This is a genomic window from Methylobacterium sp. Ger2507 (assembly GCF_055231875.1).
Genome location: NZ_JBUYVC010000001.1, coordinates 1,662,186 through 1,686,964 on the forward strand (window position 1 = coordinate 1,662,186; position 24,779 = coordinate 1,686,964).

The following is a 24,779-nucleotide window of genomic DNA, read 5'->3' on the forward strand; positions in this document are numbered from 1 at the left end:
GCAGCGAGAATCCATCGCTCGAAGAAAAATCTACGTAGGTGTCATCGGGCCCGCACCGGCAGGTTTGGAATACTCTTGCAGGTGGCCGTAAGGTCTAGGCCTTATAACTCTAAGTTGCGCGGTCCGTAAGACTTGAACCGTTCCACGGTCCGCCAGATCTCATCGTCCTCGAGGAGGATCGGGCGCCCGACCTGCAGGGCGATCGCGTATTGCTGGCACAGCGCCTCGATCTCGACCGCGAGCCAGAGGGTCTTCTTCAGGTCAGGTCCGATGGCGATCATGCCGTGATTGGCCAGCAGGCAGGCTGTCCGGTCCTTCAGGGCGGCAAGAGCCAGGGCCGACAGGGCTTCCGTTCCATAAGGCGCATAGGGCGCGCATCGCACCGTCGGGCCGCCCGCTGCCGCGATCATGTAATGAACCGCCGGGATGTCCTGCCCGCACATCGCGAAAGCGGTGCAATGGGTCGGGTGGGCATGGACCACGGCGTTGATCTCCGGCCGCGCCACCAGGATATCGCGATGGAAGCGCCATTCCGACGACGGCGCGAGGCCGGGCGAAGCTTCTCCGGTGAAGGTCATGGCCACGATATGCTCCGGCTGCAGCACCTCGGCGGGGATGCCGGAGGGCGTGACCAGGAAGCCATCGGCGGACCGCACGGAGATGTTGCCGGAAGTGCCCTGACTTAAGCCGAGGGCGAGAAGGTCGCGCATCGCGGACACGAGACCGGCGCGCGCCGCGTTGTCGTTGGACTCGGGGAGGGGGGTCGGCATGCGGATCTCCAGGATGGGACGCCCTACCGTGCGGGCGCCGGCGGTCTATAACACCGGCTGCCGGGTGCGCCCGGCACCAGGCCGGGTCGGCCCGGTCCGTGGCGTCCTCCGGTTTCGGAGCGACGCGAGAATAGCCGTCCGATTCCCCGAGCAGAGGCAGTTCGGCCGATGAGTACCTACCGCTTCGAGGCTCTGGTCGCGCCCCGTGCGATCGCCCTTGCGGGCCTGGAGGATGGGCCCGACGGCTTGGCCGAGGCGGTCCTGGCGAATCTCCTGCGCGCGCAGTTCCTCGGCTCGATTCTCCGGATCGGCTCCGATGCGGCGTCCGGCGCATTTCCATCGTTCGCCGACCTGCCGGACGCCCCCGATCTCGTCATCCTGGCGACCCCCGCCGGTTCGATTCCCGAGCACATCGCGGATGCCGGCCGGCGGGGCGCGGCGGCCGCCGTCATCGTGACGCCGGATGTCGGCGCCGATCTCTGCGAGACGGCCAGGACGGAAGCCCGCCGGCACGGCCTGCGCCTGCTCGGTCCGGGCAGCATCGGTCTCTCGGTTCCCGGCGCCCGGTTGGATGCGAGCCTGCTGTCGCGCGCACCGAAGGCGGGGGACCTCGCCCTGGTCTCGCAATCGGGCACGGTCGCGGCCGGCATCGTCGAGTGGGCGGCGCGGCGTGACGTCGGCTTCTCCGCCGTGATGTCCCTCGGCCTGGCCTGCGATATCGACGTGGCCGACTGCCTCGATTACTTCGCCGCCGACATCCGCACCCGTGCGATCCTGCTTTCCCTCGATGGGGTAGTGGACGCGCGCAAATTCATGTCCGCGGCGCGGGCCGCAGCGCGGGCCAAACCCGTGGTCGTTCTGCGCGCGGGCCGCCACCGGGCGCCGCCGCGCCACGCGACGACGCATACCGGCGCGCTCGCCCGGCCCGATACGGTCTACGAGGCGGCGTTTCGACGGGCGGGCCTGCTCTCGGTCGATGGCCTCGACGCGATGTTCTCCGCGGTGGAAACTCTTGGGCGGCAGCGGCCCTTCCCCGGCCACCGCTTGGCGATCGTCGGCAATGGCCGGGGTATCGGTGCCCTGGCCGCCGACCGGCTCGCCGACCGGGGCGGCATCCTGGCTGCGGCGGGACGCCTAGGCAATCCGGTGGATCTCGGCGTCGCGGCGGGACCGGAGGCCTATGCGGATGCCCTGGCGCCGTTGCTGACCGACCCCGACAACGACGCGGTGCTGGCGGTCCACGTGCCGACGGCGCGCTCCGACGGCACCGCGGTGGCGACGGCCATCGCCGAGACGGTGAGTCGGGTCCGTCGCAGCGGGACGCGCCGGAAGCCCGTCTTCGCCGTGACGATCGGCGAGGAGGCCGAAGCCGCGAGCCGGCTCGCGGCGGCCGGCATCCCGCGCTTTTCCACCGACGATGCCGCCGTCGAGGGGTTCCTGCACCTCGTCCGCTACCGCGAGGCGCAGGATGACCTGATGCGCACGCCGGATTCACTGCCGCGCGACTTCTCGCCGGATGTCGAGGCGGCCCGCGCCATCGTCGCCCGCGCCGTGGCCCAGGGCCAGACCTGGCTCGATCCCGTGGCGGTCGCCGACCTGCTGGCGGCCTACCGCATCGACAGCGTGCCCCTGACGCTGGCGCCCGACATCGATGCCGCCGCGACCGCAGCCTGGAGCATCATCGCGGCGGGCGGCGCCGTCGCGCTGAAGGTCGTCTCGCCCGACATCGTGCACAAGTCCGACGTGGGCGGCGTCCGCCTCGATCTCACCAGCGAGGCCGATGTGCGGGCGGCGGCCGCCGATATCCTGGCGCGGGCCCGGCGGCTGGCGCCGGACGCACGGATCACCGGCTTCGCGGTTCAGCCGATGATCCGGCGCGGCAAGCAGCGGGAGCTGATCGCAGGCCTCGCCGAAGATCCGACCTTCGGGCCGGTGGTGGTGTTCGGGCGCGGCGGCACGGCGGTGGAGGTCATCGACGACCGGGCGCTCGGCCTGCCGCCCCTGGACCTGCGGCTCGCCTCCGAATTGATCGACCGCACCCGCGTCGCCCGGCGCCTCGCCGCTTATCGCGACGTTCCGGCGGTGGACCGCCACGCGGTGGCCCTGGTGCTGGTCAAGCTCGCGCAGATGGCCGCCGATTGCCCGGAGGTCCGCGAACTCGATATCAACCCGCTCCTGGCCGACGAGACCGGCGCCCTGGCTCTCGATGCCCGCGTGATGGTGGCGCCCGAGGCTCCAACGGGCCGCCGCGCGCGGGGCACCTATCATCCGCGCTTCGCGATCCGGCCCTACCCGGTCGAGTGGGAGCGTGTGCTGCACCTGAAGGGCGAGACCATCCGGGTGCGGCCGGTTCGACCCGAAGACGAGGCGCTGTTCCTCGCCTTCTTCCAATCGGTCAGTGCCGAGGATCTGCGCCTGCGTTTTTTCGCCCCGGTGCGCGACTTCAACCACGCCTTCCTGGCCAAGCTCACCCAGCTCGACTACGCCCGCGCCATCGCCTTCGTGGCCATCGACGACGCCACCGGGGCGATGCTCGGCGCCGTGCGGCTCCATGCCGACGCCAATCACGAGAGTGGCGAATACGCCATCCTGATCCACGGGGATCGCAAGGGCACGGGCCTCGGCCATGCCCTGATGAGCCTGATGATCGACTGGGCTCGCATCGAGGGATTGTCCCGGGTCGAGGGGACGGTTCTGCGGGAGAATCGGCCGATGCTCGCGGTGTGCAGGCAGCTCGGGTTCACCACGCGGCCCGACAGGGAGGATGCCGGCGTGGTCAAGGTCTCGCTGGCCCTGTAGGGCGTCTCAGGCTTGCGCGATCTGGCCTCCGATCAGGCCCGTTCCGAGATCCGGCGCACGCCGCCCGGGTCGGCGCTGGCGCTGAATTGCGACGGCGTCATTCCGTAATGCTGCCGGAACAGGCGGCTCATCTGGGCTGCGCTGCGAAACCCGGCCTCCTCGGCGAGCCGGGCGATGGGGTGCGGCTGAGCCGGCGCGCTGAGAGCTGCCTTGACCTGCGCGAGGCGGGCCGAACGGATGTAGGATTCGACCCCGCCCACCGGCTGGAACATGGCGAACAGGCGTGAGCGCGACGCGCCGATGCTGCGCGCCACATCGGTGGCGCTGAGATTGGGATCGGCCAGGGATGCCTCGATGTACAGGCAGGCCTTGCGGAACGACCGGGCCGGATCGGCATGCGACGTCCCGTGCCCGAGGGCGCCGGTGATGGCCTGGGCCATCAGGGTCGCAGTGTGCCCGAGGGTCTCGGCATCGAGGGCATCGCGATTCGGCAGGCGCTCGCGGAGGCGCAGCAGCTGCGCCGTGTAGGGCGCGGCGATCTCGGGCGGGATCACCAAGCCGTGCAGCTGATCCAGCCGACCGAACCATCGTTTTGCGAAGGGGCGCGGCATGCTGACGAAGTTGCGTCGCTGCCGGGGAATGCCCTGGGCATCGCGGATGATCGTCGGTCGCGAGAAATCGATGACATAGACCGACCCCGTGCCGGCGCGGACTTCGCGCCCGTCGAAATTGCCGATGATGTCGCCGGTCTCGATGTGCTGGAACACGATGACGTCGAGACCGTCATAGCCAAGCTTCTGCGCCGGACGGTGAAAGACGAAGGGCACCCCATCCATGAAATGGAAACGCAGGTGTTCGGTCCAGAAGCTCGTAATTTCCACCTGGAAAGGAGCCACCAGCGGTGTGACCAGGGCCGAACTGGCGAACATGAGCTGATAGACGTGAGCGGCTTCGTCCGGCGGATAATCGCGGCTGGAGAAATGCACGCGCCGCAACGGAAAGAGACCGTCCGTGGCCTGATGGTCCGGGGACAATGCGTGCAAGGCGGCGTTCACCACTGCGAGGCTTGGCGCTGACGACAACAATAGCGAATTCGCCGTTCAGTTCCCTCCCAGCAAGATAGGTGATTCCTCAAACGGCGTCCCGGAGCGGCCTCCTCGAGGGGCGTCCCGGAGAGACCGGACGAAAGGGGACCGCTCGGCCTTTCCACCGGTGCCGCGACGGCGGCAACGATTCGGCCCCAGCCGATGCGACAGGCCAGATCAGTCCGGGAAAAGATCGCGATAATCCGCAAATCAGCGCATCCAGATCGACCGCGCCCGGCACATCATTTGACTTTCGATTTGCTAAATGTCGCCTAAGCGCGTACAAAACCGCCATCAACCCAACGGCAGAACTTCTGCGGCGCGGTTTCGAAGCGGAACCGGGCTTACCCTTATTGGGCGTCGGATTGGTGATGGAGACGGCCGCGCATGATCGCGTGGATCTCCGGAAGATAAGCCCGCAAGGGCGAAGGAATACGATGGCTGTCGGTACTGTTAAGTGGTTCAACGAAACAAAGGGTTTCGGTTTCATCCAGCCGGATAACGGCGGAAGCGACGTGTTCGTGCACATCTCGGCTGTCGAGCGCGCTGGCCTTCGTGGCCTCGCCGAAGGCCAGAAGATCTCCTACGAGATGGAAACCGATAAGCGCAGCGGCAAGCAGTCCGCCGGTAGCCTCCAGACCGTCTGAATAAGGCGGGCCCCACGCGGAGCCCGACCTGTTTCGAGAGCCGCCTCCCGCATGGGAGGCGGCTCGCTTGTGTTCTAAGACCCTCTCCGAGGGGAGCGCGCCCAGCGCGGCCTCCCGCATAACAGGATCCTGTGTGAGCCAATTCAACCCGAACTCGATGACCGATCGCCTCAAGGCCGCGACGGAAGCCCGCGCCGCAGCGCTGGCACGCTTCCGCGATCGTCCGCCGGCGGATGATCCGGCCGTGGTCGCCCGCAAGGCGGAGCGAGCCCAGATCGCCCGGGAGCGGGAGGTCCGCGTCGCGGCCCGCGAGCAGGCCCGCATCGAGGCCGAGGCCCAGCGCGCCGCCGAAGCCGAGGCAGAGCGGGAGCGTCTCGCTGCGGAAGAGATCCTTGCTGCCGAGGAGAAGGTCGCCCAGGCCGCAGCAGCCCGCCTCGAGCAGAAGGCGCAGCGCGATGCCCGTTATGCAGCCCGCAAGGCCAAGGCTCGTCGCTGAAGACAAGGCTTTTCGCTAAGGCCAAGGCTTTTCGATAAGGCCAAGGCTTTTCGGTAAGGCGAAGTGTCGTTGCTAGGGCCAAGGCTCTTGAGAAAGGCCACGGCGCGTCGCTGATTTCAGCGCGTCGCCGAAAATCGTCCGACCGTGAGATCGATCTCGCGGTCGACGGCGGGTTCGCCCCGAACCTGCCGGCAATGATCTGTCCTCCTGGACCGGTCCGCATCACCGGGTCCGCCGAAGCCGGCGCACCCCCTTCGGCGTGACCTCTGTCCGCCGAGCCGCGATCGAGGAGATCCGCGCCATGTCCCACAAGTTCAAACTCGGCCAGCGCGTGCGCCGGGCCCAGATCGGCTACGCCTCCCCCAAGACCGACGTGTCCGACATCTTCGAGATCGTCCGTCTGGTGCCCGAGGACCAGACCGGCGAGCCATTCTACCGGATCAAGTCCGGGGCGAGCGAGCGCGCCGTCCGCGAAGGCGAGATCACCGAGGTCTGACGCCTGTTCCGCCCGGCGACTGTTCCCCGGTTGGGGAGGCGTCTCCGGGACTCTGCAGCATCGACGGGATGACCACCGGGACAGCTTTCGCTGTCCCGGTTTCCGTGGAACAGACTTCCCACCGCGTCAGGTCAGCACCACCACGCGGCTGCCGATCTCGACGCGGCCGTACAGGTCGATCACGTCCTGATTGATCATGCGGATGCAGCCCGACGACACGCTCTTGCCGATCGAATCCGGCTCCAGCGTACCGTGGATGCGATAGAGCGTGTCCTTGTTGCCCTGCCAGAGATAATGCGCCCGAGCCCCGAGCGGGTTGTGCGCGCCGCCCGGCACGCCGAGGCCGCTCTGGAGCTGTGACACCGACTTGGCGAGCTTCGGCGTGCGCGCGATCATCTCCTTCGGGGGATACCAGTCCGGCCACATCTGCTTTGAGTTCACCGTCGAGGCCCCGGACCACGAGAAGCCCTGCTTGCCGACGCCAACGCCGTAGCGACGCGCCCGGCCGTTCGGCTGCACCAGGATAAGGTGGTGCGCCCGCGGGTCGACCACGATGGTGCCGGGCGTTTCGGGGCCCGTATAGGCGATCTCCTGGCGCAGGAACGAGGGGTTCGTTTTGCGCCAGTTGAAGGCGTAGACTGGGAACGGCTCGTCGGTGATCGCCGCATAGGCGCGGTTGTAGTCGATCGGGCCATTGTCCACGGGCTTGGCCGGCGCGGCCTGTTGCGGCGAGGCCGGCGGAACCTGGCGCGGGGCGTAGAGATCCGCATCCGGATCGTCGACCACTGCGGCACGGCCCCGCTGCCCCCCCATCCGGTCGAGAGTGCGGTCCTGGCCGCGATCCGAATAGGGCACGTACTGGCCGCCCCGTCGGCGATAGAGCCGTCCCTCCTCGTCGCGATAGAGACGCTCGTCGTCATACGGGCCATTGCCGTCGAGGCCGTCGCCGAAGAGGCCACGGCTCTGGGCGAGGGCGGACCCGACGGGTGTGAGGAGCGCGAGGCTCGTCGTCGCCCCGGTGAGAAGCGTGCGGCGGGTCGTGTGGGACATGGAGGTCGCTCGGGCGGTCGTCGTTGAAATGGTTCGCTCGACGCCGGGCCTAGCAAGTCGTCACGCGCGCGTCACGTCACCTTGAGGATGGGCAGCCTTGCGTGGCTACCAAAGGTCGTCGGCGATGCAAACCGAGCACAATGCCCACGGCTCGGCATCGATCTGGAGTTCTTCGAACAATCGCGTGAAGACTCTCCACGCGGCGACCGGCGGGAGACTTTCACCATGTCTTCAAAAAAGCCGTGGTCATCAGGTCCGACGCCGCGGGCAGCGGTTGTCAAAAGCGTGGCCGTGTCGCCATAGGAAGTGACCCGAAAGGGCCCCCACTCAAAATCATGGAACGCGACCCGTGCCGGTCCCTCCGCATCACACCTTCCGCGCGCGTCCAGCGCTGCTCGCGGCGTTTCTGCTCGTCGCTCTGGTACCGGGGGAGGCTTCGGCGAACCGCACGCCGACGCCGAGGCCGGCCGACCCGCGAGCCCCGGCGACCACCTGGACGTCGAGCGAGCCCGACAACGCCACCTGTCAGCGCACGCGCCGCAAGTTGTGGCAAGCGGGCGAGGGCTGGATCGTCCGCGGCGTCACCGTGTGCCGTTGAGGCGGCTGGAGCGCCGCGGCACCGTATCGGGACATGCGCAGGCTCGACCTCGCCGCCGCGACGACGTTCGGCCAAGGGGAGGTGTCGACGATGGCTCTCGCCTCTCCGCATCTGCTCACGGCAGGACAGGTCGCGTTCCGGGGCCTCGTGGGCCATGATGATCGGCACGCCGACCCGTCAGGCCGCCGCCCCGCAGGTGGTGGCGCACCACAAGGACGGCGGCTCGCCGCGGCGTGATCGAAGCGAAATCAACGTCGTTCGACGCCGCCCCGCAGGGATCGACCGGATTTCGTATGAACGGCCCGGCCGGATATAGGTGTTCGGGCATTGGCCTCGGCGAATTTTACGGTCTGCGCGTCGTTCTACGTAGGAAGATCGGCGGCACGCAGGTAAAGCTGCAGCGGCCACGCGTTCGCTCGTCGGATCGTCCGTGTCGGTCATGGGCGGCAACGCGTCTGTGCGACCGCGACCGGAGGGGCGATTGAGTAGGACCGGCGACGCGCCCGAGACCAGGTCCGCGGCCCTTGCGCGCTACGGCATCCTCGATACCGCCCCCGAGGCGGCGTTCGAGGACGTCGTCAGGCTGGCCTCGATGCTTCTCGAGATGCCGGTGTCCCTGGTTTCGCTGGTCGAGTCCGATCGGCAATGGTTCAAGGCCCGGATCGGCTTCGATCGCGCCGAGACCACCCTGGCGGAATCGATCTGCGCCTACGCCGTGCAGCAGGACGGCCTCTTCGTGATCCCGGACACCACCCGGGACCCGCGCACGGCGAACAACCCCCTGGTCACGGGCACGCCGCACGTTCGGTTCTACGCCGGCATGCCCCTGCACGCGCCCGAGGGGACGGCGCTCGGCACGCTCTGCGTCCTCGACGTGAAGCCGCGGGAACTCACCGAGGCGCAAGCCTTCATCCTGCGGACGCTGGCCGGGCAGGTGATGACCGAGCTGAACCTGCGGCGCGCGCTGCGGGAGCGCCGCGCGAGCGACCGGCACAATGCGGCGATCATCGAGAGCGCCATCGATTACGGCATCATCACCCTCGATCTCACCGGCCTCGTGACAAGCTGGAACGTCGGCGCCGAGCGCATCCTCGGCTGGGCCGAAGCCGAGATCGTGGGGCGTCCGGCCGAACTCTTCTTCGCCGAGGAGGACCGCCTGCGCGGCCTGGCGGAGCACGAGATGCGGGTCGCGCGCGAGCTCGGACGGGCCAACGATGAGCGCTGGCACGTCCGCAAGGATGGAACGCGCTTCTGGGCGATGGGCGAGATGATGGCCCTGAAGGACGAGGATGGCAGCCATATCGGCTACCTCAAGATCCTGCGCGACCGCACCGCCCAACGGCAGGCCGAAGACGCCCTGATCAAGCAGACGACGCTGCTTCAGACGGTCACCGACCATCTCAGCGAGGCCGTGATCCGCCTGACCCGTGACGACGTCGTCACCTTCGCCAACCCGGCGGCGGAAGCCATGCTCGGCTGGCCGAACGGCAGTCTGATCGGGCGAAACCTGCACGACACCGCGCATCACCACCACGCCGACGGCCGACCGTATCCGCGCGAGGCCTGCGAGGTCGTGCGCTCGCTGACGAGCGGGGAGGCCCTGCGCGAGCGCGAGACCACGTTCTTCCGCCAGGACGGAACCCCCATCGACGTCGTCACCAACAACGCACCGATCATCGAGGATGGGCTGGTGCAAGGCGCGGTGCTGACCCTGACCGACATCACGGAGCGCAAGGCGGCGGGCGCCCGCCTGAGCCGGAGCGAGGAGCGCCTGGCGCTCGCCCTCAACGCCTCCGGCATGATCGGGACCTGGGACTGGGATCTGCGCGAGGACGTTATCTACGCGGACGCCAACTTCGCCCGGATCTACACCGTCGATCCGGAGCGCGCCGCCCTCGGTGCGCCGTTGGCGGATTACATCCGCAACTTCCATCCCGACGACATGGGCCGGTTCCAGGCGGAGCTGGACCGGCTCTTCGCGGGGGCAAGGGAATTCGCCTGCGAATATCGGATCGTTCAGCCCGACGGCTCGCATCGCTGGGTCATCGCGCGCGGAAGCCTGGTGCGGGCCGCCGACGGAACGCCGCTGCGCTTCCCCGGTGCCTCCGTCGACATCACCGAGCGCAAGCGCGCCGAGGAGCGCCAGGCCGCCCTGGTCGAACTGGGCGAGCGCCTGCGCGAATCGCAGGACCCGGCCGAGATCGCCTTCGTGGCCGCCGAGATTGCGGGACGCACCCTCGGTCTGACCCGAGCCGCCTACGGCACCCTCGATCCGTCCGGCGTGTATCTCGACGTGATCCGGGACTGGACGCTGCCGGGGGTGGCCAGCCTCGTCGGGCGGCATCGCTACGACGATTACGGCTCCTATCTGCCCGAGCTGCGCCAGGGCCGGGACGTGGTCATCGCGGATGTGGAGCAGGACCCGCGCACGGCCGGCTATCCCGAAGGGTTCCGCGCCCTCGACGTCCGCACCGTGATCAACCTGCCCCTGATGGAGCGCGGGCAACTGGTGGCGGTGTTCTGCCTGCATGATTCGAAGCGGCGCGACTGGACCCCGGACATCCTCGACTTCGTGCGCAACGTCGTCGACCGGACCCGTGCCGCCGTGGCCCGCCTCCGCGCCGAGGAGCAGCAGGAACTCGTCAATCGCGAACTCAGCCACCGCATGAAGAACCTGCTGGCGATGGTGCAGTCCATCGCCACCCAGACCATGCGGACGGCGGTCGACGTCGATACCGCCAAGGAAGTTCTGGCCGGCCGCCTGATCGCCCTGGGCCAAGCGCATGACCTTCTGATGGGCGGCGCTCTCGGCAGCACGCTGATCGGCCCGGTGGTGCGCGGCGCCCTGAAACTGCACGAGGACCAGGCCGGCCGCTTCCGCCTCGATGGCCCGGATCTCGAGATCGGCGCCAAGCCCGCCCTCTCGCTGGCGCTGATGCTGCACGAACTCGCCACCAACGCGGCCAAGTACGGGGCGCTCTCGCAGGAGACCGGGCATGTCTCCATCCGCTGGGAGGTCCGCGACGAAGCCGGCGAGCCGCACCTCGCCCTGTCCTGGGCGGAGGTCGGCGGTCCGCCCGTGACGAAGCCGGCGCGCAAGGGCTTCGGGTCGCGCTTCATCGAGCGCGGGCTCGCCGGGCAGGTGGGTGGGACCATCGCGCTGGACTTCCCACCCGATGGCGTCACCTGCGCCATCGCGGCGCCACTCTCGGCCTTCCAGGCCGACGGCTGATCCCGGCGTCCATCGGCTTCCGACCCCGTCAGGCCCATTTCCTGGGCAGTGCCGCCTGACGCGCCATCGCACGACGGCGATCGATCACCGATGGAAGACCGTGAAGCCCTCGCGTCTGGCCTGGCACGTTCGGTGCTTCGGGGAGCCCGTTGCCGATCGGCGACGCGCGGGGCAACGGCGCTCCGCATGCGGACGGCGTGAGTCCGGATCCCTTGGCATGAGCGGTCGCCCGGCGGCCGTGAACCTCGAGACGCACTCCATGGCCAGCTTCAAGACCGTGATGAGATCCGGTCATCCCCCGACCCTGTTCGCCGCCTTCCTCTACTTCGATTTCTGCTTCGCCATCTGGGTGCTCAACGGCGCCATGGGCCCGTTCATCACCGAGACCTACAAGCTCACTCCGGCCCAGACCGGGTTCATGATCTCGCTGCCGATCCTGGCCGGTGCGATCATGCGTTTCCCGCTCGGTATCCTCGCCCAGTATATCGGGCGCAAGAACGCCGCCATCACCGAGATGAGCGTCATCATGCTGGCGATGGCCTTCGGCTTCTTCTACGTGGACACCTACGACGAAGTGCTGGCCATGGGCGTCCTGCTCGGTATCGCAGGGGCCTCGTTCGGCGTCGCCCTGTCCCTCGGCTCGGGTTGGTTTCCGAAGGAACACAAGGGCCTCGCCATGGGCATCGCCGGCGCCGGCAATTCCGGCACCGTGCTGGCCGTGCTGTTCGCGCCGCCGCTGGCCCAGGCCTATGGCTGGCAGGCCGTGTACGGCTTCGCCGGCTGCGTGATGGCGATCCCGCTGATCGTCATGATCGTCTTTGCCAAGGAGCCGCCGGACGCCGAGCACCAGTCCTTCAAGGAGCACATCTCCTGCCTGTTCCAGAAGGACGGCTGGGCCTTCAACCTCATCTACATCATTACCTTCGGCGGTTTCATCGGACTGTCGAACTTCTTGCCGACCTTCTTCTACGAGCAGTTCGCCGTCACCAAGGTCGAGGCCGGCCGCCTCACCATGCTGGCGGCCCTGATGGGCTCCGGCATCCGCGTCGCCGGCGGATACTTCGCCGATCGGCTCGGCGGCATCCTGGTCCTGTCCGTCGTGCTGATCGCCGCCGTCGGGTCGTTCCTGCTCCTGACCACGACCCCGTCGCTGGCGCTGACCACGGCCCTGTTCATGCTGTGCTTCGCTGCGCTCGGGGCTGGCAACGGCGCCCTGTTCCAACTCGTGCCCCTGCGCTGGCCGGCGAACACGGCGGTGGCCGGTTCGATGATCGGCGAGGTGGGTGCCCTCGGTGGCGCGATCCTGCCCAACGTCATGGGCCTGTCGAAGCAGTATACCGGCTCCTTCGCCCTCGGCTTCGTCGGCTACGCCCTCTTCGCCGCGGTCGTGCTGGTCTGCCTCCTCGTGTGGCAGCGCAAGTGGGTCGGCACCTGGGTCGGCCCGCGCGGCAAGGTCCTGGAGCCGGCGGCTTCCGAAACGGCCGAGGCCGGACGCTTCGGCCAAGTGACTGCTTGAGGACCGTCACCGCTTGAAGGACGTCACGGCCTGAAGACCGTCAGCGCACGCGTGGGGCGGCTCAGCCGACCTCGCCCGAGACCAGCGCGAAGGTCAGGACATCGACCGACGTCGCGCCGCCGCGCAGCAACACCCGCGCGGCGGCATTGGCCGTCGCGCCCGTGGTCATGACATCGTCGATAAGAAGAACGCGTCGCCCTTGCAGCAGCGGCCGCTTGGCCGCGGGGACGCGAAAGGCGCCCTGAAGGTTGGTCGCCCGGGCGACCCGGCTCAGGCCCACCTGCGGGCGGGTCGCCTTCACCCGGGCGATGTATCCGCATTCCACCGGTCGGTTCGCGATCCGCCCGATCCTCTGCGCCAGGAGGGCGGCCTGGTTGAAGCGGCGTCGCCACAGGCGCCAGCGATGCAGCGGCACCGGCACGAGGCAATCCGCCCGGGCGAGCAGGTCCGAGCCCGCACCTGCCATCATCCGCGCCAGCACGGCGGCGAGGTCCAGGCGGTCCTCGTATTTCAGTCGATGGACGAGGTCGCGGGCGACACCCTCGTAGAGCGCCACCGCACGGGCCTGAGCGAACACCGGAGGCTCCGCGATGGCGCGGGGCGATAACAGAATTCCGGTGCCGTGGTCGACGGCGAAGGGTGTGCCGAACCGATCGCAGAAGGGCCGTTCGATCAACCTCAGTCCCGCCCAGCAGCAGGCACACAGCGCATGCGGATCGGCGATGGCGCCGCCGCAGCCGGGGCAGGTCGGCGGGTAGACCAGGGCGAGGGCACCGCTCCAGGCGGCGCGCAGGCCTGCGACGAACGGGCGAGCGGCAGGGGCCATGACGGCGACCCTACCGCCCGCATAGGCGGAATGCGACTCTGGGTTGTGATCAGTTATTCTGTTGCGGCTGCGCTTGGTTCTGCTGGCGGTCGCGTTTGTTGGCCTGGTGGCGCCCGACCGCGCAACCCGCTGCCGCACCGAGGACGCCATGGCCTGCGACGTGCCCGGCGAGACCGCCGACCGCGGCGCCCTTCAGGCACCCCTTGGCGTCGGCTCCGGTGGTGGCGAGGCTGAGTCCCGCAAGAGCGAGGGTCGCGCCGAACAGGATAGACTTCATGGCGTCACGTCTCCTCGATTCGTCATCGAATCGTATCGCTTCAACGAGGAAGGCCCGACGGGCGTTCCGGTGTCGGCGCGGGTGGCGGTCGGAGCCTCGCCGCGCCATCTAAGATCGCGATGACCGCACCACCCCTCTTCGATACGGGCCTTGCCCGCCACCGCCTCGCCCGCGCCCACCGCGAGGGCTACGCCGATTTCCTGCTGCGGCGGGTGGTCGAGGATCTCGACGATCGTCTCGGAGCGGTGCTCCGAACCTTTCCCGAGGCTCTCGACCTCGCCACGCCGTCGCCCCTCGCCGCCGAGCACCTGCGCGCGGGCGGCCGGGTCGAGCGGATCACGCGTCTGGCGGCCCGGCCTGAGCCCGGCAGCGTCGTGGCCGATCCCGAGCTGCTGCCGCTGGCGCCCGGTCGCTTCGATCTCGCCGTCTCGCTCCTGGCTCTTCAGCACGTGAACGACCTTCCGGGCGCCCTGGCGCAGCTGCGCCGGAGCCTGCGGCCGGACGGGCTGTTCATCGGCTGCCTGCTCGGCGGCCGGACCCTGACCGAACTGCGGCAGGTGTTCGGACAGGCCGAGAGCGAGGTCGAGGGCGGCGTCAGCCCGCGCGTCGCTCCCTTCGCCGAGGTTCGCGAGATGGGAAGCCTGCTCCAGCGCGCCGGCTTCGCCCTGCCGGTGACCGATGTCGAGACCGTCACGGTCCGCTACCGGGACCTGTTCGCGCTCATGCGCGACCTGCGGGCGATGGGGCTGACCAACGTCCTGACCGAGCGTCGCCGGACGCCCCTGCGGCGCGAGACGCTCCTGCGGGCGGCCGCCCTCTACGCGGAGCGCTTCGCCGATCCGGATGGCCGTGTCCGCGCCAGTTTCGAGATCCTGTGGCTGTCCGGGTGGGCGCCGCACGAGAGCCAGCAGAAGCCGCTGAAACCCGGGACCGCTCAGGCCCGGCTCGCCGAAGCCCTGGGCACCACCGAACGCACAGCCGAGGAACCCGACGCATGAGACAGCCCGGCGCCGATCATCCGATCACCATCGTGCCGCATCCCGGGCGCATCCGCATCCGCCTCGCCGGCACCCTCCTGGCCGAGACCGACGCGGCCCTGATGCTCACGGAAGCGAATTATCCGCCCGTGGTCTACGTCCCGCGAGCCGATGCCCGCTGGGCGCATTTCACCCCCACGGCCCGCCGCACGCACTGCCCCTACAAGGGCGACGCCAGCTACTTCAGCCTGACCACCCCGGACGCCTCCCGCGCCGATGCGGTGTGGAGCTACGAGGCGCCCTATCCGGCCGTCGCCGCCATCGCGGGGCATCTCGCCTTCTATCCCGACAAGATCGACCCGATTGAGCTGGCGTGAGGAACCGCGTCAGTCCCGCACCTGGGCCCAGAACGCGGACTTGCGGCCGTGCAGGCGGCGCAGCGAGGCCCGATACGCCTCCGGATCGGGGGTCAGGCGCCCTTCCTCGACCTGGGCCGCGAGGCTGTCGAGAGCGGTGAGATAGCGGGCGGCATGGCCGTAGGCCGCGCTGCGGCCATGCTCCAGGATGCTGTCGATGAGCAGGCGATAGAGTTCGCTCGCCACCGCCGGTTGCGTTCGCTCCAGCGCCTCGGCGGCCGGCACCAGGATGTCATAGCGGCTGCCGTCCCAGCTGCCGCGATGCTGCATCACCAGGCGGGCGGCGCGGTCGGGGTTCGGCCAGTGGATCAGGAAGGCCAGCGCGCGGTAGCGGTCCGCGAAGGCCTCGGCATGGTCGAAGGCCCGCTCCAGCGCCGCGTCGTCCTCGAAGTCCGGCAGCTTGGCGAGATAGGCCCGCAGCATCGCCGGATCGAGGCTGCGCTCGAATTCCTGCCAGCGCAGGGCCTGTGCGCCAGCCTTGTCCCCGAGGGTGTCGAGGATGCGGATCTCGACGGCCTGCCGCGCCCGCTCCGGGGCATGGTGATCGAACTGCCCCGTCAACAGCGCCTCGCGGGTGACGATGACCGGCCCGCGCTTCTGTGACCTGCGGATCCACTCGAGCGCCTCGGGCGCCCGATCCGCCGCCAGGAGCCGTTCGGCGATCCGGACCCGGTCCGGCTGTTCGGGCGACGCCTCCTTCTCGAAGGCGATGAAGGCGTCGACGTCGCCCGCCCGGTCCGCCAGGCCCTGCCGCATCCGGATGAAGCGGTTACGCGCCCATTGGGCCGTCCAGGCCTTCTCGCCGCCGGTTCGGGCCGGCGGCGCGGCGGGCGTCGCCGCTTTCAAAGCCATGTCGAGGGCGACGTGCGCCGTTTCGGGCAAGCGGGGGATCAGGTCGTGCATCAGGGTCTCGACGAAGCCATGACCGTCCGCGCCGAGCCGTGGCACCAGCCGTGCCGCGAAGGCGGCCGCCTCGTCGCCTGGCATGTCGACGATCAGGCTCGCGGCCGCGTCGGCCGCGCGTTCATAGACGCCGTGGAGGCGCCCGCTCGAATCGTCCGCCCGCCCCAGGACATCGTCGGCGCCACCGAGGAAGCGGATCAGCCGGTCGAGGGCCGCCCGCGGGTCGAGGGCCGCGAGTTCGCTCACCACCGTGGTCAGCATGGCATCGAGATCGGCGGAGAAAGCGCGCTGCTTCTGCCAGTCGATATAACCCTGGCCGCGTTCGAGAGCGGTCAGGCGCCGGTCGATCAGGGCCGCGATGGCGTCCGGTCCCTGGAGGCTGGCGACCGCCGCCGTCACCAGCTTCTTGAAGGTTGGATTGCGCGCGGTCTCGGACAGAACGAGCTGGATCAGCCGCTCCAGCCCGAGTTCGGTCAGGGTCTCGGGACAGGGCGTGGTTTTTCGCGAGGCCCGCTTCGGCTTGGTGGGAGCCGCTTTCGCGGGAGAGCCTTTCGCCGAAGCGCCTTTGGCGCTCGGTTTCCGCTGCCGGGACGCCTCCGGGGCTGGGGTGGCCTTGCGTGCCATGGTGCGCTGTCCTCTTCCCGGCGAGGCGGCGCGGGCCGCCGGAATGTCCTCAGGGCAAGTGGATCACGGTCCGAGCAGGTCCAGCAGGAAGGGAATCAGCGGTGCATCGGCCGGCGGCATCGGCTGGTCCTTCAGATCGCGCGGCCGCACCCACTTGAGCGCCTGCCCCTCCATCGCGCGCGGCAGGCCTTCCCAGCGCCGGCAGATGTAGAGCGGCATCAGCAGGTGGAAATCCGGGTAGGCGTGGCTCGCGAAGGTCAGGGGCGCCAGGCAGGCCTCATGCACGGTGATGCCGAGTTCCTCGGCCAGTTCGCGGATCAGGGTCTCCTCCGGCCGCTCGCCCGGGTCGATCTTGCCGCCCGGGAACTCCCACAGGCCGGCGAGCTGCTTGCCCGGTGGCCGCTGGGCCAGGAGGACCCGCCCATCGACATCGACCAGCGCCACGGCGACCACCAGCAGGATGCGCAGGGGGGTGGCAGGATTCGCCCCGCTCATCGGGCGATCGCGAAGGTCGCCGAGACGTCGGCCGCGGTCTCGATGGTGCCGGCGACGAGGGGGACCGGAGCGCCGCCGCGCTTGGCCCGCATCGGCGCGGGCGCCGCGAAGGCCATCGGCGGGGGAGCGCCCGTGGCCGGGGACTGAATCGACACGACCCGTCCGAGGGTGACGCCCGCCGCTTCGGCCAGCCGCTCGGCCTGGAGGCGCGCATCCTTCATCGCCGCACTGCGCACGGCGCTCTCGGCGGCATCCGGATCGCGCAGGCCGAAGCCGACGCTGTCGATTCGGTTCGCGCCACCATCGAGAGCCCGGCGCATCAGATCGCCGAGGCGCCCCATGTCGGCGAGACGCACACGCACGGTGTTGCTGGCGCGGTAGCCGTCGGGTTTCTCGGCGAAGCTCCCGTCCGGCTGGCGCATCGAGCGGGTGGCCGGCTGCAGCGTCACCGCCGAGGTGCCGAGATCCGCTTCCGCGACCTTGAACTCGGCGGCGAGCGCCAGGATCGCCCTGGCGGCGGTGCTGGCGCCGTCGAGGGCGGCGGCCGGGGTCGCACCCCGGCTCTCGACGCCGATCTCGACCGAGGCGAAGTCCGGCGCCACCTCCGAGCGGGCGCGGCCGACGACGCTGATCTGCCCTTCCGTCGCGACGGGCCGGTCCTCGGCCCGGGCCTCAGTGCCAGGTCCGAAAAGCGCCAGGGCGAGAAGGAGCGCGGTGCGGCTGCGCCTCACGAGCGGTAATCCCCGTTGATCTCGATGTAGAGCTTGGTCAGGTCGCAGGTCCAGACACGGGCGCCGCCGTCGCCGAGGCCGAGGTCGACCCGCACGGTGACGTTCGGTTCGCGCATGACGGCGCTCGCGGCGTCCTCGCTGTAGTCGGGATCGCGCGCCCCCTCCCGGGCGACGCGCACGTCGCCGAACCAGATCGCCAGACGGTCGCGGTCGGCCGGCTCGCCGGCCTTGCCCACCGCCATGACCACACGGCCCCAATTGGCGTCCTCGCCCGCGATGGCGGTCTTCACCAGGGGCGAGTTGGCGATCGACATCGCAATGCGGTGGGCCGAGGCGTCGCTGCTGGCGCCAGACACCTGCACGGTGACGAACTTGCGCGCACCCTCGCCGTCCCTGGCGACGAGCTGGGCCAACTCCACCAGGAGGTCGTCGAGGGCGGTGCGGAAGTCGGCGAGTCGCGGATCGTCGGCGCCCGAGACGGCGGCATTGCCGGCCGCGCCGGTGGCGAACAGCATCAGCGTGTCGGAGGTCGAGGTGTCGCCGTCCACCGTCACGCAGTTGAAGCTGGTGGCGGTGCCGGCGGAGAGGAGCGTCTGCAGTACGTCCTGCGGCAGGGCGGCGTCGGTGAAGACGAAGCTCAGCATCGTCGCCATATCGGGGGCGATCATGCCCGCGCCCTTGGCGATGCCGTTGATCGTGATGGGGACGCCGTCGATGTTCGCCCGGCGCGTGGCGAGCTTCGGGAAGGTGTCGGTGGTCATGATCGCCTGGGCGGCCGCGGCCCAGGCGCTCGGCCCATCCTCGGTCCGCTGGGCGCAATCGGCCAGCACGCCCTCGAACTTGGTGGCGTCGAGGGGCTCGCCGATGACGCCGGTCGAAGCGATGAAGATCTCCTCCGGCCGGCACCGCGCGGCCTCGGCGGCAATGCGTGCCGTGAGCGCCACGGCGTCGCGTCCCCGAAGGCCCGTGAAGGCGTTGGCGTTGCCGGAATTCACCACCAGCGCCCGGGCGCCCCCACTGCCCAGGGCTTCGCGGCACCAATCTACTGGCGCGGACGGACACTTGGAACGGGTGAACACGCCGGCGGCCTGCGTGCCCTCGGCCAGCGCCACGTAGAGCACGTCGGTGCGGCCGGAATAGCGGATGCCGGCCTGCGCGGTGGCGATGCCGACGCCGCGGATCGGCGGCAGGTCCGGGTTCGACGTCGGCGCGAGCGGCGAGACGGGCGGGGATTTGGCGGATGACATGATGGAAGCTCCGGCTCTCGTCTCTACGGTCCCGCGCAGGCGTCGCGCGCGGTGTTGCCCCGTGGGCGCAGGTCCCGTCAACCGCGACGGTGGCTCTCGTGCCACGGTTTGGGCGGACGGCGAAGCGGAGCGGTTCGGATGGGAACGCCTCGGCGGTCGAAGACTTGAGGGAGGGCGCCGAGCCTCCCGGACGCGTCCGTCGCTAGACCTCGCCTGTCGGCAGGGCTTGTCTGTTCGAGCGAACGTGACATAGCATGCTGCGACGCACAGTTTCCGGGGTGATCGGCACGGATGTCCAGGCGCGAGTGGGGAGTCTCGACTATGGAACTACCAGCCTCGCCAGGTGGCGCCTACGGCGTCCAGGTTCTGATCGCGGGTCGGCAAAAGCATTGGCGTGACGAAGTCACGTCGCAGATCCGGCGCGCTGGCTATGCTGCCACCACGGTCGATTGCGGTGTCGACGCGATGACGGTGCTGGCCCTCGGTCTTCCGGTGGATGTCCTTGTGACGGATGTCAGCCTTCAGGGCGAGCTGTGTTGCCAGAAGCTGGTCCAGGAGGCCCGTGCCCTGCGGCCTCATCTGCGCATCGTGTTCGCGAGCGATCTGGAATCGCTGGAGAGCGACGTCGAACCGACCCGGCTGCTCGAGGAATTGTTCGACGGCGACCGCCCCGAAGCCCGCGCCGGCATCCTCGCGGTCCGGCGCATCGACAACGTCGCGAGCACGGTTCGTGACGCTCTGCGCAACTCCGCCTGATCGAATCGTCGCCACGTCGATTCACCATCCCGACCGTCGGACCCGCGCCCCGACCGCGTTTCCCGGGCGCCTTACTCCGGTTTCGTGACGGATCCCTGACAAGCCGCGTCGGCGGATTCCGGTCGCAGTGCGGAAATGCCCTCTTCATAAGAAAAAAACCCCCGGCGCCGAGGCCGAGGGCTTTCCTAACGGGTGGGGATCGCCGGAGCGGCGGTTACGGAGCCTTGTTCGTGTCCACAGGCTTGGAGTCCACAGGCCTCGAATCTGCAGGCTTGGTCTCCGCGTTGGCCTTGGCCTTGCCGAGATAGATGTATTCCGGCGCGGCGCGCAGTTGGTCCTTGTTGGTGTCGATGGTCGCCTTCAGGGTGGTGTCGTCGACGCGGGAGAGCTTGAGGGCACTCGGATCGATGGCGACGTACTTCGTGCCGATGCCGAGGAAGCCGCCGACGCCGACCACCCAGGACTTCACCGTGTTCTTGTCGTCGAGGACCACGTCGGCGATCTCGCCGATGGTCTCGCTGGCCCCGTTCTGGATGGTGAGGCCGATCAGCTTCGAGGTGACCATGTCGCTCTTGTTCTGCACCACGAAGGTGGGGCGCAGATCGTTGGCGAGGGTGGCGGGCGCAGCCTGCATCGGCGCCGAGGACGAGGTCGCCGGCGTCGTGGCGTCCGGCGATTGGGCGAGGGCAAAGGTGGCGCTGGCAGCGAGAAGGGTCGTGCCGAGCAACAGGCTGCGCATGGGCGAAGTCTCTCCGAGGGTCGAGTGTGGGGTCCGTAATGGCACACGCTCAAGTTCGAGCCTCCGTGAAAGGTTCCCGTCCGGCGGCACTGCCGATGAACGAACCCCGCGCCGGCGTTAGGTTGTCAGCGACGGGTGCGGTGGAACGGGTCCTCCGCCCAGACGGGTGTGGCGCGATGTCGAGCTTCCTGCCTTCCAATCTCAGCCGCCCCGGGACCGGGCGAACCCTGTCGCGGCGCCACGCCCTGGCGATCCTCGGCGGAGCGCTCGCCTGGGGCGTTCGGCCGGTGCTCGCCGGTGACCTCCGCGCCGGGGCCTTCGCGTTCGAGACGCCCGAGGGCGGCACCCTGCCGCTGTCGGCCTATGCCGGTCGGCCGATCCTGATCGTGAACACCGCCACCGCCTGCGGCTATGCCGGCCAGTTCTCCGGCCTGCAGGGCCTGTGGACCCGATTCGGCGATCGCGGCCTCACCGTGATCGCGGTGCCGTCCGCCGATTTCGGCAATCAGGAGCCGCTGGACGGCCTCGCCATAACGGAGGCCGCGCGCAAGAATCACGGCGTCACCTTTCCGGTTACCGCCAAGACCCATGTGCGTGGTCCCGGCGCCCATCCGTTCTATCGCTGGGCCGCCGCCGAGAAGCCCGGCGCGACGCCGGGCTGGAACTTCCACAAGTACCTGATCGACCGCGACGGAAGCCTGATCGGCGCCTTCCCGTCCTCGGTCGAGCCCGCCGATCCGCGCATTGTCACGGCGATCGCCAATGCGCTGCCGGCCGCCTGATCCGGCTCGCGGAGACAAACCTCCTCGCTACCGGGGCTCACTACTGGGGAATGTCGCGCGGTGGGCGAAGGACCGGAGCCGGCTTGGCCGCCGAATTGGCCGCCGGTTTGGCGCGGCGGCTCCGCCGCGGCCCCTCGGCCGTAGCGCGGACCGGGGGTGAGGCGTAATTCGACGCGAAGGGGTTGGCCGGGGTGCGGTCGGCGCTGCCGAACAGGCTGAACTCGGCTCGGGCACCGCCCCCCGCGATCAGCAGCGGGACGGCGAGGGCGACTACCAGGGCGGGACGGGACGGGCGCATGCGGCTCCTGGCCTTGGCCGGATGGGAGGGGCGGGACGATCGCTCGCTTCGGACATCCTTTGCTCCGAGAGTGCAAGCCCCCACATCCGGCGCGCGATGTCAGACCGGCCTGTCCGGTTCGAGCCGTGTGAGAGAGGGCGAGATGAAAGCACATCGGTTCGAACACGCCGGGGCCGTCTTCGAGATCGTCTTCGAACGGGCGCCGGAAGGGTGGGTCGCCCATATCCGCCGTGCCGACAGCGCCACCACGCATGTGATCGGATTTCCGGACGGGCCGGGCTACGATCCGTCCGACGTGCGGGGCTCCCTGATCGCGGGCTGCGAGGCGGCCATTCCCACCCTGACCTGGATCACCCCGACGCGGCACTGAGGGGAACCTCCCGAACCGCTCCGTGTTCGACCTCCCGTATGCGTAAGCGCGCCCAGCGGGCGCACGTAACGGGGAAGGAACAGTCGATGTCCGAGATCACCTATCGCATCGTCGAACACGATGGCGGCTACGCCTACAAGGTCGGTGACGTGTTCTCCGAGACCTTTCCGAGCCATGACGAGGCTCTTCAGGCCGCCCAGGCGGCCGCGGCCGAGCAGCAGGTGCCCGGCTCGACGGAAGGCATCCGCTATCAGGACGGTCAAGGCAACTGGCACGACGAGACCGCCCAGGGCAACGATCGACCGACCGCCAAGGTGGTCGATTAAGTCGAAGCGCCCGATAAAAACCGGGAGGACCTGCGGCGCTCAGGCCGAGCGTCGCAGGTCCTCCCGGTCGGGAATCGTCCAGGTCGCCAGCGGCGGGCGCGCACCGGCTCCGGCCGCAGCCCGCTGCGGAGGCGCCCGCCGCGTGCAATTGCGTCCCGCCGATTTCGCCTCGTACAGGGCCGCATCGGCCGATTCGATCAGGTCCGCCGGAGTCTCGGCACCGTCCGGGCTCGCCGAGACGCCCACGCTGACGGTCACGTGCACGAGGCCGTCGTCGCGTCCCGCATGCGGCAGGGCCAGGGCGTTCAGCGACACGCGGATGCGCTCGGCCAGGGCAATGGCCGCGGTGGCGTCCAGCCTCGGCAGCAGCAGGGCGAATTCCTCGCCGCCGTAGCGCGCCACGAGGTCGGCGGCGTTGCCGGGCCGCGAGGTCAGCAGATCTGCGATCGCGCACAGGCAGTCGTCGCCCGCCCCGTGACCGTAATGGTCATTGAAGCGCTTGAAATGGTCCACATCCACCAGCATCAGCGCGAAGGGTTCGCCGCGCCGGGAGCTGTGCCACAGGGCTTCGAGGCGCTGAGAAAACGCGCGCCGGTTGGCGAGGCCGGTCAGCGGGTCGGTCGTCGAGAGACGCGTGAGCCGGGCATTGGCCACGACGAGCTGCTGCGCACGCAGGGATTCCCTCAGGCTGTGCAGGTAATTGCGCCGGTGCGCCCGCTCGATCTGGTGGCAGGCCCCCAGGCTGAAAGCGATGCCGATCAGCATGTCGAGGCGCACCAGCCGGGCGAGATCGGGCGCGATCTCGGGATGGGCCGCGATGGCGAGGCCTCCGGCGATCGACACGACGCCGGAGATTAGGCACGCCCAGAAGAACCGCAGTGCCAGCGAGATGTTGGCGAAGATCACCGTCAGCCAGATCGCGGTGGCCGCGTGCGCGACGTTCGGCCCGGTGCCGAGCCACAGGATCAGGGCCGGGATCAGCGCGGCGACCAGGACGCTGAGGCTGCACAGGGCTTCGCGGGTCTCGGACCCGACCCGGCTCAGGGACCAGAACAGCGCCACCGCCACGGGCGTCATCAGGCAGAGCCGCAGGGCGAGGTTCAGGCCCGCCATGTCGGGCGTGGTGACGAAAGCCGCCCAGCCATAGAGGTGGAAGACGGCCAGCCCGATGAGGATGGACCGGCGCAGGTGACGCACGCGGCGCGGTCCCGTCTCCGTCTCGAACCGGGTTTCGAGTTCGGCCGGAAAGGCGAGGCGCCAGCGTGTGGCCCGAAGGGTCCGCTCGATGAGGGCGAGCCGGCGATCGCTCGCAGGCAGGACGGGTTTGCGAGCGGAGACGTGGCGATAGGGAGCCCGGCGACAGGCTTGCGGGCCCGGATCGTCAGACGATCGGGCAGCGGACGAACGTGTCACGAATGGGGGAATCCAAGGTCGGGCGAGGGCTGCCCAGGGCTGAATCTGGCTCACAAGTCCTGTCGGCATGGTTTCCCTGATCGCTAAAATGCCGGCGATCGGCGAAAGCCGTTCGTCCTGCTGGACCGAGGGGCGCGAAATGGCCGATTGCCTCCCCCGGCCCATCTCGTGCATGGCTGGGTTGGACTGGATTCGGCGTTGCACGGGAGGGGGCCTGAACCGGTCCCGACCCGCGCGCACGGCGCACCGGTCCGATATCCCGAGCGCGACGACCGGCCCGGGATCACTACCCTTGGGAGCCTGCCCGTGACCGACTCGAACCCGCGCCAGCCCGACCACGCCATCGACCCGATCTTCACCGAGCGGTGGTCGCCGCGCGCCTTCACGGGCGAGGCGGTTCCCGAATCCGAATTGCTCCGGATGATCGAGGCCGCGCGCTGGGCGCCGTCCTCCTACAACTCGCAGCCCTGGCGCTTCGTCTACGCCCTGCGCGGCACCCCCGAGTGGGAGACCTTCCTCGACCTGCTGGTGCCGGCCAACCGCAAGTGGGCGGAAGGCGCCGGCGCTCTCGTCATCCTGGTGTCGAGCAAGCTGATGAAGACCGGCGACGGCCTGAAGCCTTCGGCCAGCCATTCCCTCGACACCGGCGCCGCCTCGGCGAACTTCCAGCTTCAGGCGACCCGCCAGGGCTGGCACGTGCACGGCATGGGCGGCTTCGACAAGGAGCGCTCCGTCACCGTGCTCAAGGTGCCGGCGGACCACCAGGTCGAGGCGGCCTACGCCGTCGGGCGCGTGGCGAACCCGGCTGACCTCAGCGAGGAGCAGCGCGCCAAGGAGGTGCCGAACGGACGTCGGCCGATCACCGACTTCGCCTTCGCCGGCACCTTCAAGGCGATCGACGCCTGAGCCG

26 protein-coding genes are annotated in these 24,779 nt (G+C 69.4%); 14 read left to right on the top strand and 12 right to left on the bottom strand.

Annotated elements, in window-relative coordinates; all coding sequences use genetic code 11:
* Nucleotides 1-101: 101 nt before the first annotated feature.
* On the bottom strand, nt 102-770 hold the full coding sequence (locus tag ACV7NL_RS07720) for a class II aldolase/adducin family protein (protein ID WP_247635009.1): 669 nt from the start codon (nt 768-770) through the stop codon (nt 102-104).
* Between the two features lie 168 nt (nt 771-938).
* On the opposite strand from ACV7NL_RS07720, the gene ACV7NL_RS07725 reads away from it, so the two are divergent.
* A complete protein-coding gene (locus ACV7NL_RS07725) occupies nt 939-3,569 on the top strand; it encodes a bifunctional acetate--CoA ligase family protein/GNAT family N-acetyltransferase (protein WP_463355333.1) in 2,631 nt (876 codons plus the stop codon).
* Between the two features lie 32 nt (nt 3,570-3,601).
* On the opposite strand, the gene ACV7NL_RS07730 is transcribed toward ACV7NL_RS07725, so the two are convergent.
* On the bottom strand, nt 3,602-4,612 hold the full coding sequence (locus ACV7NL_RS07730; RefSeq protein WP_463355334.1) for an AraC family transcriptional regulator: 1,011 nt from the start codon (nt 4,610-4,612) through the stop codon (nt 3,602-3,604).
* 479 nt (nt 4,613-5,091) lie between these two features.
* Between ACV7NL_RS07730 and ACV7NL_RS07735 the strand changes: the two genes are divergently transcribed.
* The 3 genes from ACV7NL_RS07735 (at nt 5,092) to ACV7NL_RS07745 (ending at nt 6,293) form a co-directional block, all read left to right on the top strand.
* Nucleotides 5,092-5,301: a cold-shock protein gene (locus ACV7NL_RS07735; protein ID WP_056180031.1), complete on the top strand. Its 210-nt coding sequence runs from the start codon at nt 5,092-5,094 to the stop codon at nt 5,299-5,301.
* Nucleotides 5,302-5,434: 133 nt separating this feature from the next.
* Nucleotides 5,435-5,797, top strand: coding sequence for a DUF6481 family protein (locus tag ACV7NL_RS07740; protein WP_280138764.1), 363 nt, complete (start codon nt 5,435-5,437; stop codon nt 5,795-5,797).
* Between the two features lie 301 nt (nt 5,798-6,098).
* Nucleotides 6,099-6,293: a hypothetical protein gene (locus ACV7NL_RS07745; protein ID WP_056179212.1), complete on the top strand. Its 195-nt coding sequence runs from the start codon at nt 6,099-6,101 to the stop codon at nt 6,291-6,293.
* Between the two features lie 126 nt (nt 6,294-6,419).
* On the opposite strand, the gene ACV7NL_RS07750 is transcribed toward ACV7NL_RS07745, so the two are convergent.
* Nucleotides 6,420-7,343, bottom strand: a complete 924-nt coding sequence (locus tag ACV7NL_RS07750; protein WP_056179215.1) for a L,D-transpeptidase — start codon at nt 7,341-7,343, stop codon at nt 6,420-6,422.
* 752 nt (nt 7,344-8,095) lie between these two features.
* On the opposite strand from ACV7NL_RS07750, the gene ACV7NL_RS07755 reads away from it, so the two are divergent.
* The 3 genes from ACV7NL_RS07755 (at nt 8,096) to ACV7NL_RS07765 (ending at nt 12,689) form a co-directional block, all read left to right on the top strand.
* On the top strand, nt 8,096-8,257 hold the full coding sequence (locus tag ACV7NL_RS07755) for a hypothetical protein (RefSeq protein WP_463355335.1): 162 nt from the start codon (nt 8,096-8,098) through the stop codon (nt 8,255-8,257).
* A 165-nt stretch (nt 8,258-8,422) separates the two neighbouring features.
* Nucleotides 8,423-11,173, top strand: coding sequence for a PAS domain S-box protein (locus tag ACV7NL_RS07760; protein WP_463355336.1), 2,751 nt, complete (start codon nt 8,423-8,425; stop codon nt 11,171-11,173).
* Nucleotides 11,174-11,432: 259 nt separating this feature from the next.
* Nucleotides 11,433-12,689, top strand: coding sequence for an MFS transporter (locus tag ACV7NL_RS07765; RefSeq protein WP_463357079.1), 1,257 nt, complete (start codon nt 11,433-11,435; stop codon nt 12,687-12,689).
* 61 nt (nt 12,690-12,750) lie between these two features.
* Here ACV7NL_RS07765 and ACV7NL_RS07770 read toward each other — a convergent pair whose 3' ends face one another.
* The gene (locus ACV7NL_RS07770) at nt 12,751-13,515 is read right to left on the bottom strand and encodes a ComF family protein (RefSeq protein WP_463355337.1); all 765 of its coding nucleotides are present in this window, start codon (nt 13,513-13,515) and stop codon (nt 12,751-12,753) included.
* Nucleotides 13,516-13,564: 49 nt separating this feature from the next.
* On the bottom strand, nt 13,565-13,792 hold the full coding sequence (locus ACV7NL_RS07775) for a hypothetical protein (protein ID WP_056179223.1): 228 nt from the start codon (nt 13,790-13,792) through the stop codon (nt 13,565-13,567).
* 119 nt (nt 13,793-13,911) lie between these two features.
* Here ACV7NL_RS07775 and ACV7NL_RS07780 point away from each other — a divergent pair, with 119 nt between their 5' ends.
* Both ACV7NL_RS07780 and ACV7NL_RS07785 read left to right on the top strand, forming a co-directional pair.
* Nucleotides 13,912-14,790, top strand: coding sequence for a methyltransferase domain-containing protein (locus ACV7NL_RS07780; RefSeq protein ID WP_056179225.1), 879 nt, complete (start codon nt 13,912-13,914; stop codon nt 14,788-14,790).
* Nucleotides 14,787-15,146, top strand: coding sequence for a DUF427 domain-containing protein (locus tag ACV7NL_RS07785; protein WP_056179228.1), 360 nt, complete (start codon nt 14,787-14,789; stop codon nt 15,144-15,146). Before ACV7NL_RS07780 ends, ACV7NL_RS07785 begins: the two co-directional genes overlap by 4 nt.
* Nucleotides 15,147-15,155: 9 nt before the next feature.
* On the opposite strand, the gene ACV7NL_RS07790 is transcribed toward ACV7NL_RS07785, so the two are convergent.
* The 4 genes from ACV7NL_RS07790 to argJ form a co-directional block, all read right to left on the bottom strand.
* Nucleotides 15,156-16,712, bottom strand: a complete 1,557-nt coding sequence (locus ACV7NL_RS07790; protein WP_463355338.1) for a DUF6880 family protein — start codon at nt 16,710-16,712, stop codon at nt 15,156-15,158.
* 63 nt (nt 16,713-16,775) lie between these two features.
* A complete protein-coding gene (mutT, locus tag ACV7NL_RS07795; protein ID WP_463355339.1) occupies nt 16,776-17,207 on the bottom strand; it encodes an 8-oxo-dGTP diphosphatase MutT in 432 nt (143 codons plus the stop codon).
* Nucleotides 17,204-17,938 (bottom strand): SIMPL domain-containing protein, encoded by a 735-nt coding sequence (locus ACV7NL_RS07800; protein WP_463355340.1) that lies wholly within the window; start codon nt 17,936-17,938, stop codon nt 17,204-17,206. The genes mutT and ACV7NL_RS07800 overlap by 4 nt, the downstream gene beginning before the upstream one ends.
* A complete protein-coding gene (gene argJ / locus ACV7NL_RS07805) occupies nt 17,935-19,185 on the bottom strand; it encodes a bifunctional glutamate N-acetyltransferase/amino-acid acetyltransferase ArgJ (protein WP_463355341.1) in 1,251 nt (416 codons plus the stop codon). Before argJ ends, ACV7NL_RS07800 begins: the two co-directional genes overlap by 4 nt.
* Nucleotides 19,186-19,506: 321 nt before the next feature.
* On the opposite strand from argJ, the gene ACV7NL_RS07810 reads away from it, so the two are divergent.
* Complete coding sequence (locus tag ACV7NL_RS07810) at nt 19,507-19,941, top strand: response regulator (protein WP_056179252.1); 435 nt, start codon at nt 19,507-19,509, stop codon at nt 19,939-19,941.
* A 214-nt stretch (nt 19,942-20,155) separates the two neighbouring features.
* Here ACV7NL_RS07810 and ACV7NL_RS07815 read toward each other — a convergent pair whose 3' ends face one another.
* A complete protein-coding gene (locus tag ACV7NL_RS07815; RefSeq protein WP_056179255.1) occupies nt 20,156-20,680 on the bottom strand; it encodes a PRC-barrel domain-containing protein in 525 nt (174 codons plus the stop codon).
* Nucleotides 20,681-20,856: 176 nt separating this feature from the next.
* Here ACV7NL_RS07815 and ACV7NL_RS07820 point away from each other — a divergent pair, with 176 nt between their 5' ends.
* A complete protein-coding gene (locus tag ACV7NL_RS07820; RefSeq protein ID WP_463355342.1) occupies nt 20,857-21,462 on the top strand; it encodes a glutathione peroxidase in 606 nt (201 codons plus the stop codon).
* Nucleotides 21,463-21,502: 40 nt separating this feature from the next.
* On the opposite strand, the gene ACV7NL_RS07825 is transcribed toward ACV7NL_RS07820, so the two are convergent.
* Nucleotides 21,503-21,760 carry a hypothetical protein gene (locus tag ACV7NL_RS07825; RefSeq protein ID WP_247635000.1) on the bottom strand — a complete coding sequence of 86 codons (258 nt, stop codon included), beginning with the start codon at nt 21,758-21,760 and terminating at the stop codon, nt 21,503-21,505.
* A 142-nt stretch (nt 21,761-21,902) separates the two neighbouring features.
* Here ACV7NL_RS07825 and ACV7NL_RS07830 point away from each other — a divergent pair, with 142 nt between their 5' ends.
* Nucleotides 21,903-22,130 (top strand): hypothetical protein, encoded by a 228-nt coding sequence (locus ACV7NL_RS07830; RefSeq protein WP_056179265.1) that lies wholly within the window; start codon nt 21,903-21,905, stop codon nt 22,128-22,130.
* 86 nt (nt 22,131-22,216) lie between these two features.
* Nucleotides 22,217-22,456 carry a hypothetical protein gene (locus ACV7NL_RS07835; RefSeq protein ID WP_056483993.1) on the top strand — a complete coding sequence of 80 codons (240 nt, stop codon included), beginning with the start codon at nt 22,217-22,219 and terminating at the stop codon, nt 22,454-22,456.
* A 39-nt stretch (nt 22,457-22,495) separates the two neighbouring features.
* On the opposite strand, the gene ACV7NL_RS07840 is transcribed toward ACV7NL_RS07835, so the two are convergent.
* Nucleotides 22,496-23,869, bottom strand: a complete 1,374-nt coding sequence (locus tag ACV7NL_RS07840; RefSeq protein WP_463355343.1) for a GGDEF domain-containing protein — start codon at nt 23,867-23,869, stop codon at nt 22,496-22,498.
* 306 nt (nt 23,870-24,175) lie between these two features.
* On the opposite strand from ACV7NL_RS07840, the gene ACV7NL_RS07845 reads away from it, so the two are divergent.
* Nucleotides 24,176-24,775 carry a nitroreductase family protein gene (locus ACV7NL_RS07845; protein WP_463355344.1) on the top strand — a complete coding sequence of 200 codons (600 nt, stop codon included), beginning with the start codon at nt 24,176-24,178 and terminating at the stop codon, nt 24,773-24,775.
* Nucleotides 24,776-24,779: the final 4 nt, after the last annotated feature.

What these genes read in the sequence shown, in the direction of transcription:
- ACV7NL_RS07735 (WP_056180031.1), top strand. Translation starts at nt 5,092, where the DNA reads ATGGCTGTCGGTACTGTTAAGTGGTTCAACGAAACAAAGGGTTTCGGT.
- ACV7NL_RS07830 (WP_056179265.1), top strand. Translation starts at nt 21,903, where the DNA reads ATGAAAGCACATCGGTTCGAACACGCCGGGGCCGTCTTCGAGATCGTC.
- ACV7NL_RS07810 (WP_056179252.1), top strand. Translation starts at nt 19,507, where the DNA reads ATGGAACTACCAGCCTCGCCAGGTGGCGCCTACGGCGTCCAGGTTCTG.
- ACV7NL_RS07725 (WP_463355333.1), top strand. Translation starts at nt 939, where the DNA reads ATGAGTACCTACCGCTTCGAGGCTCTGGTCGCGCCCCGTGCGATCGCC.
- ACV7NL_RS07720 (WP_247635009.1), bottom strand. Translation starts at nt 770, where the DNA reads ATGCCGACCCCCCTCCCCGAGTCCAACGACAACGCGGCGCGCGCCGGT.
- mutT (WP_463355339.1), bottom strand. Translation starts at nt 17,207, where the DNA reads ATGAGCGGGGCGAATCCTGCCACCCCCCTGCGCATCCTGCTGGTGGTC.
- argJ (WP_463355341.1), bottom strand. Translation starts at nt 19,185, where the DNA reads ATGTCATCCGCCAAATCCCCGCCCGTCTCGCCGCTCGCGCCGACGTCG.
- ACV7NL_RS07765 (WP_463357079.1), top strand. Translation starts at nt 11,433, where the DNA reads ATGGCCAGCTTCAAGACCGTGATGAGATCCGGTCATCCCCCGACCCTG.
- ACV7NL_RS07825 (WP_247635000.1), bottom strand. Translation starts at nt 21,760, where the DNA reads ATGCGCCCGTCCCGTCCCGCCCTGGTAGTCGCCCTCGCCGTCCCGCTG.
- ACV7NL_RS07820 (WP_463355342.1), top strand. Translation starts at nt 20,857, where the DNA reads ATGTCGAGCTTCCTGCCTTCCAATCTCAGCCGCCCCGGGACCGGGCGA.
- ACV7NL_RS07790 (WP_463355338.1), bottom strand. Translation starts at nt 16,712, where the DNA reads ATGGCACGCAAGGCCACCCCAGCCCCGGAGGCGTCCCGGCAGCGGAAA.
- ACV7NL_RS07745 (WP_056179212.1), top strand. Translation starts at nt 6,099, where the DNA reads ATGTCCCACAAGTTCAAACTCGGCCAGCGCGTGCGCCGGGCCCAGATC.
- ACV7NL_RS07750 (WP_056179215.1), bottom strand. Translation starts at nt 7,343, where the DNA reads ATGTCCCACACGACCCGCCGCACGCTTCTCACCGGGGCGACGACGAGC.
- ACV7NL_RS07775 (WP_056179223.1), bottom strand. Translation starts at nt 13,792, where the DNA reads ATGAAGTCTATCCTGTTCGGCGCGACCCTCGCTCTTGCGGGACTCAGC.
- ACV7NL_RS07780 (WP_056179225.1), top strand. Translation starts at nt 13,912, where the DNA reads ATGACCGCACCACCCCTCTTCGATACGGGCCTTGCCCGCCACCGCCTC.
- ACV7NL_RS07785 (WP_056179228.1), top strand. Translation starts at nt 14,787, where the DNA reads ATGAGACAGCCCGGCGCCGATCATCCGATCACCATCGTGCCGCATCCC.
- ACV7NL_RS07755 (WP_463355335.1), top strand. Translation starts at nt 8,096, where the DNA reads ATGATGATCGGCACGCCGACCCGTCAGGCCGCCGCCCCGCAGGTGGTG.
- ACV7NL_RS07815 (WP_056179255.1), bottom strand. Translation starts at nt 20,680, where the DNA reads ATGCGCAGCCTGTTGCTCGGCACGACCCTTCTCGCTGCCAGCGCCACC.
- ACV7NL_RS07770 (WP_463355337.1), bottom strand. Translation starts at nt 13,515, where the DNA reads ATGGCCCCTGCCGCTCGCCCGTTCGTCGCAGGCCTGCGCGCCGCCTGG.
- ACV7NL_RS07835 (WP_056483993.1), top strand. Translation starts at nt 22,217, where the DNA reads ATGTCCGAGATCACCTATCGCATCGTCGAACACGATGGCGGCTACGCC.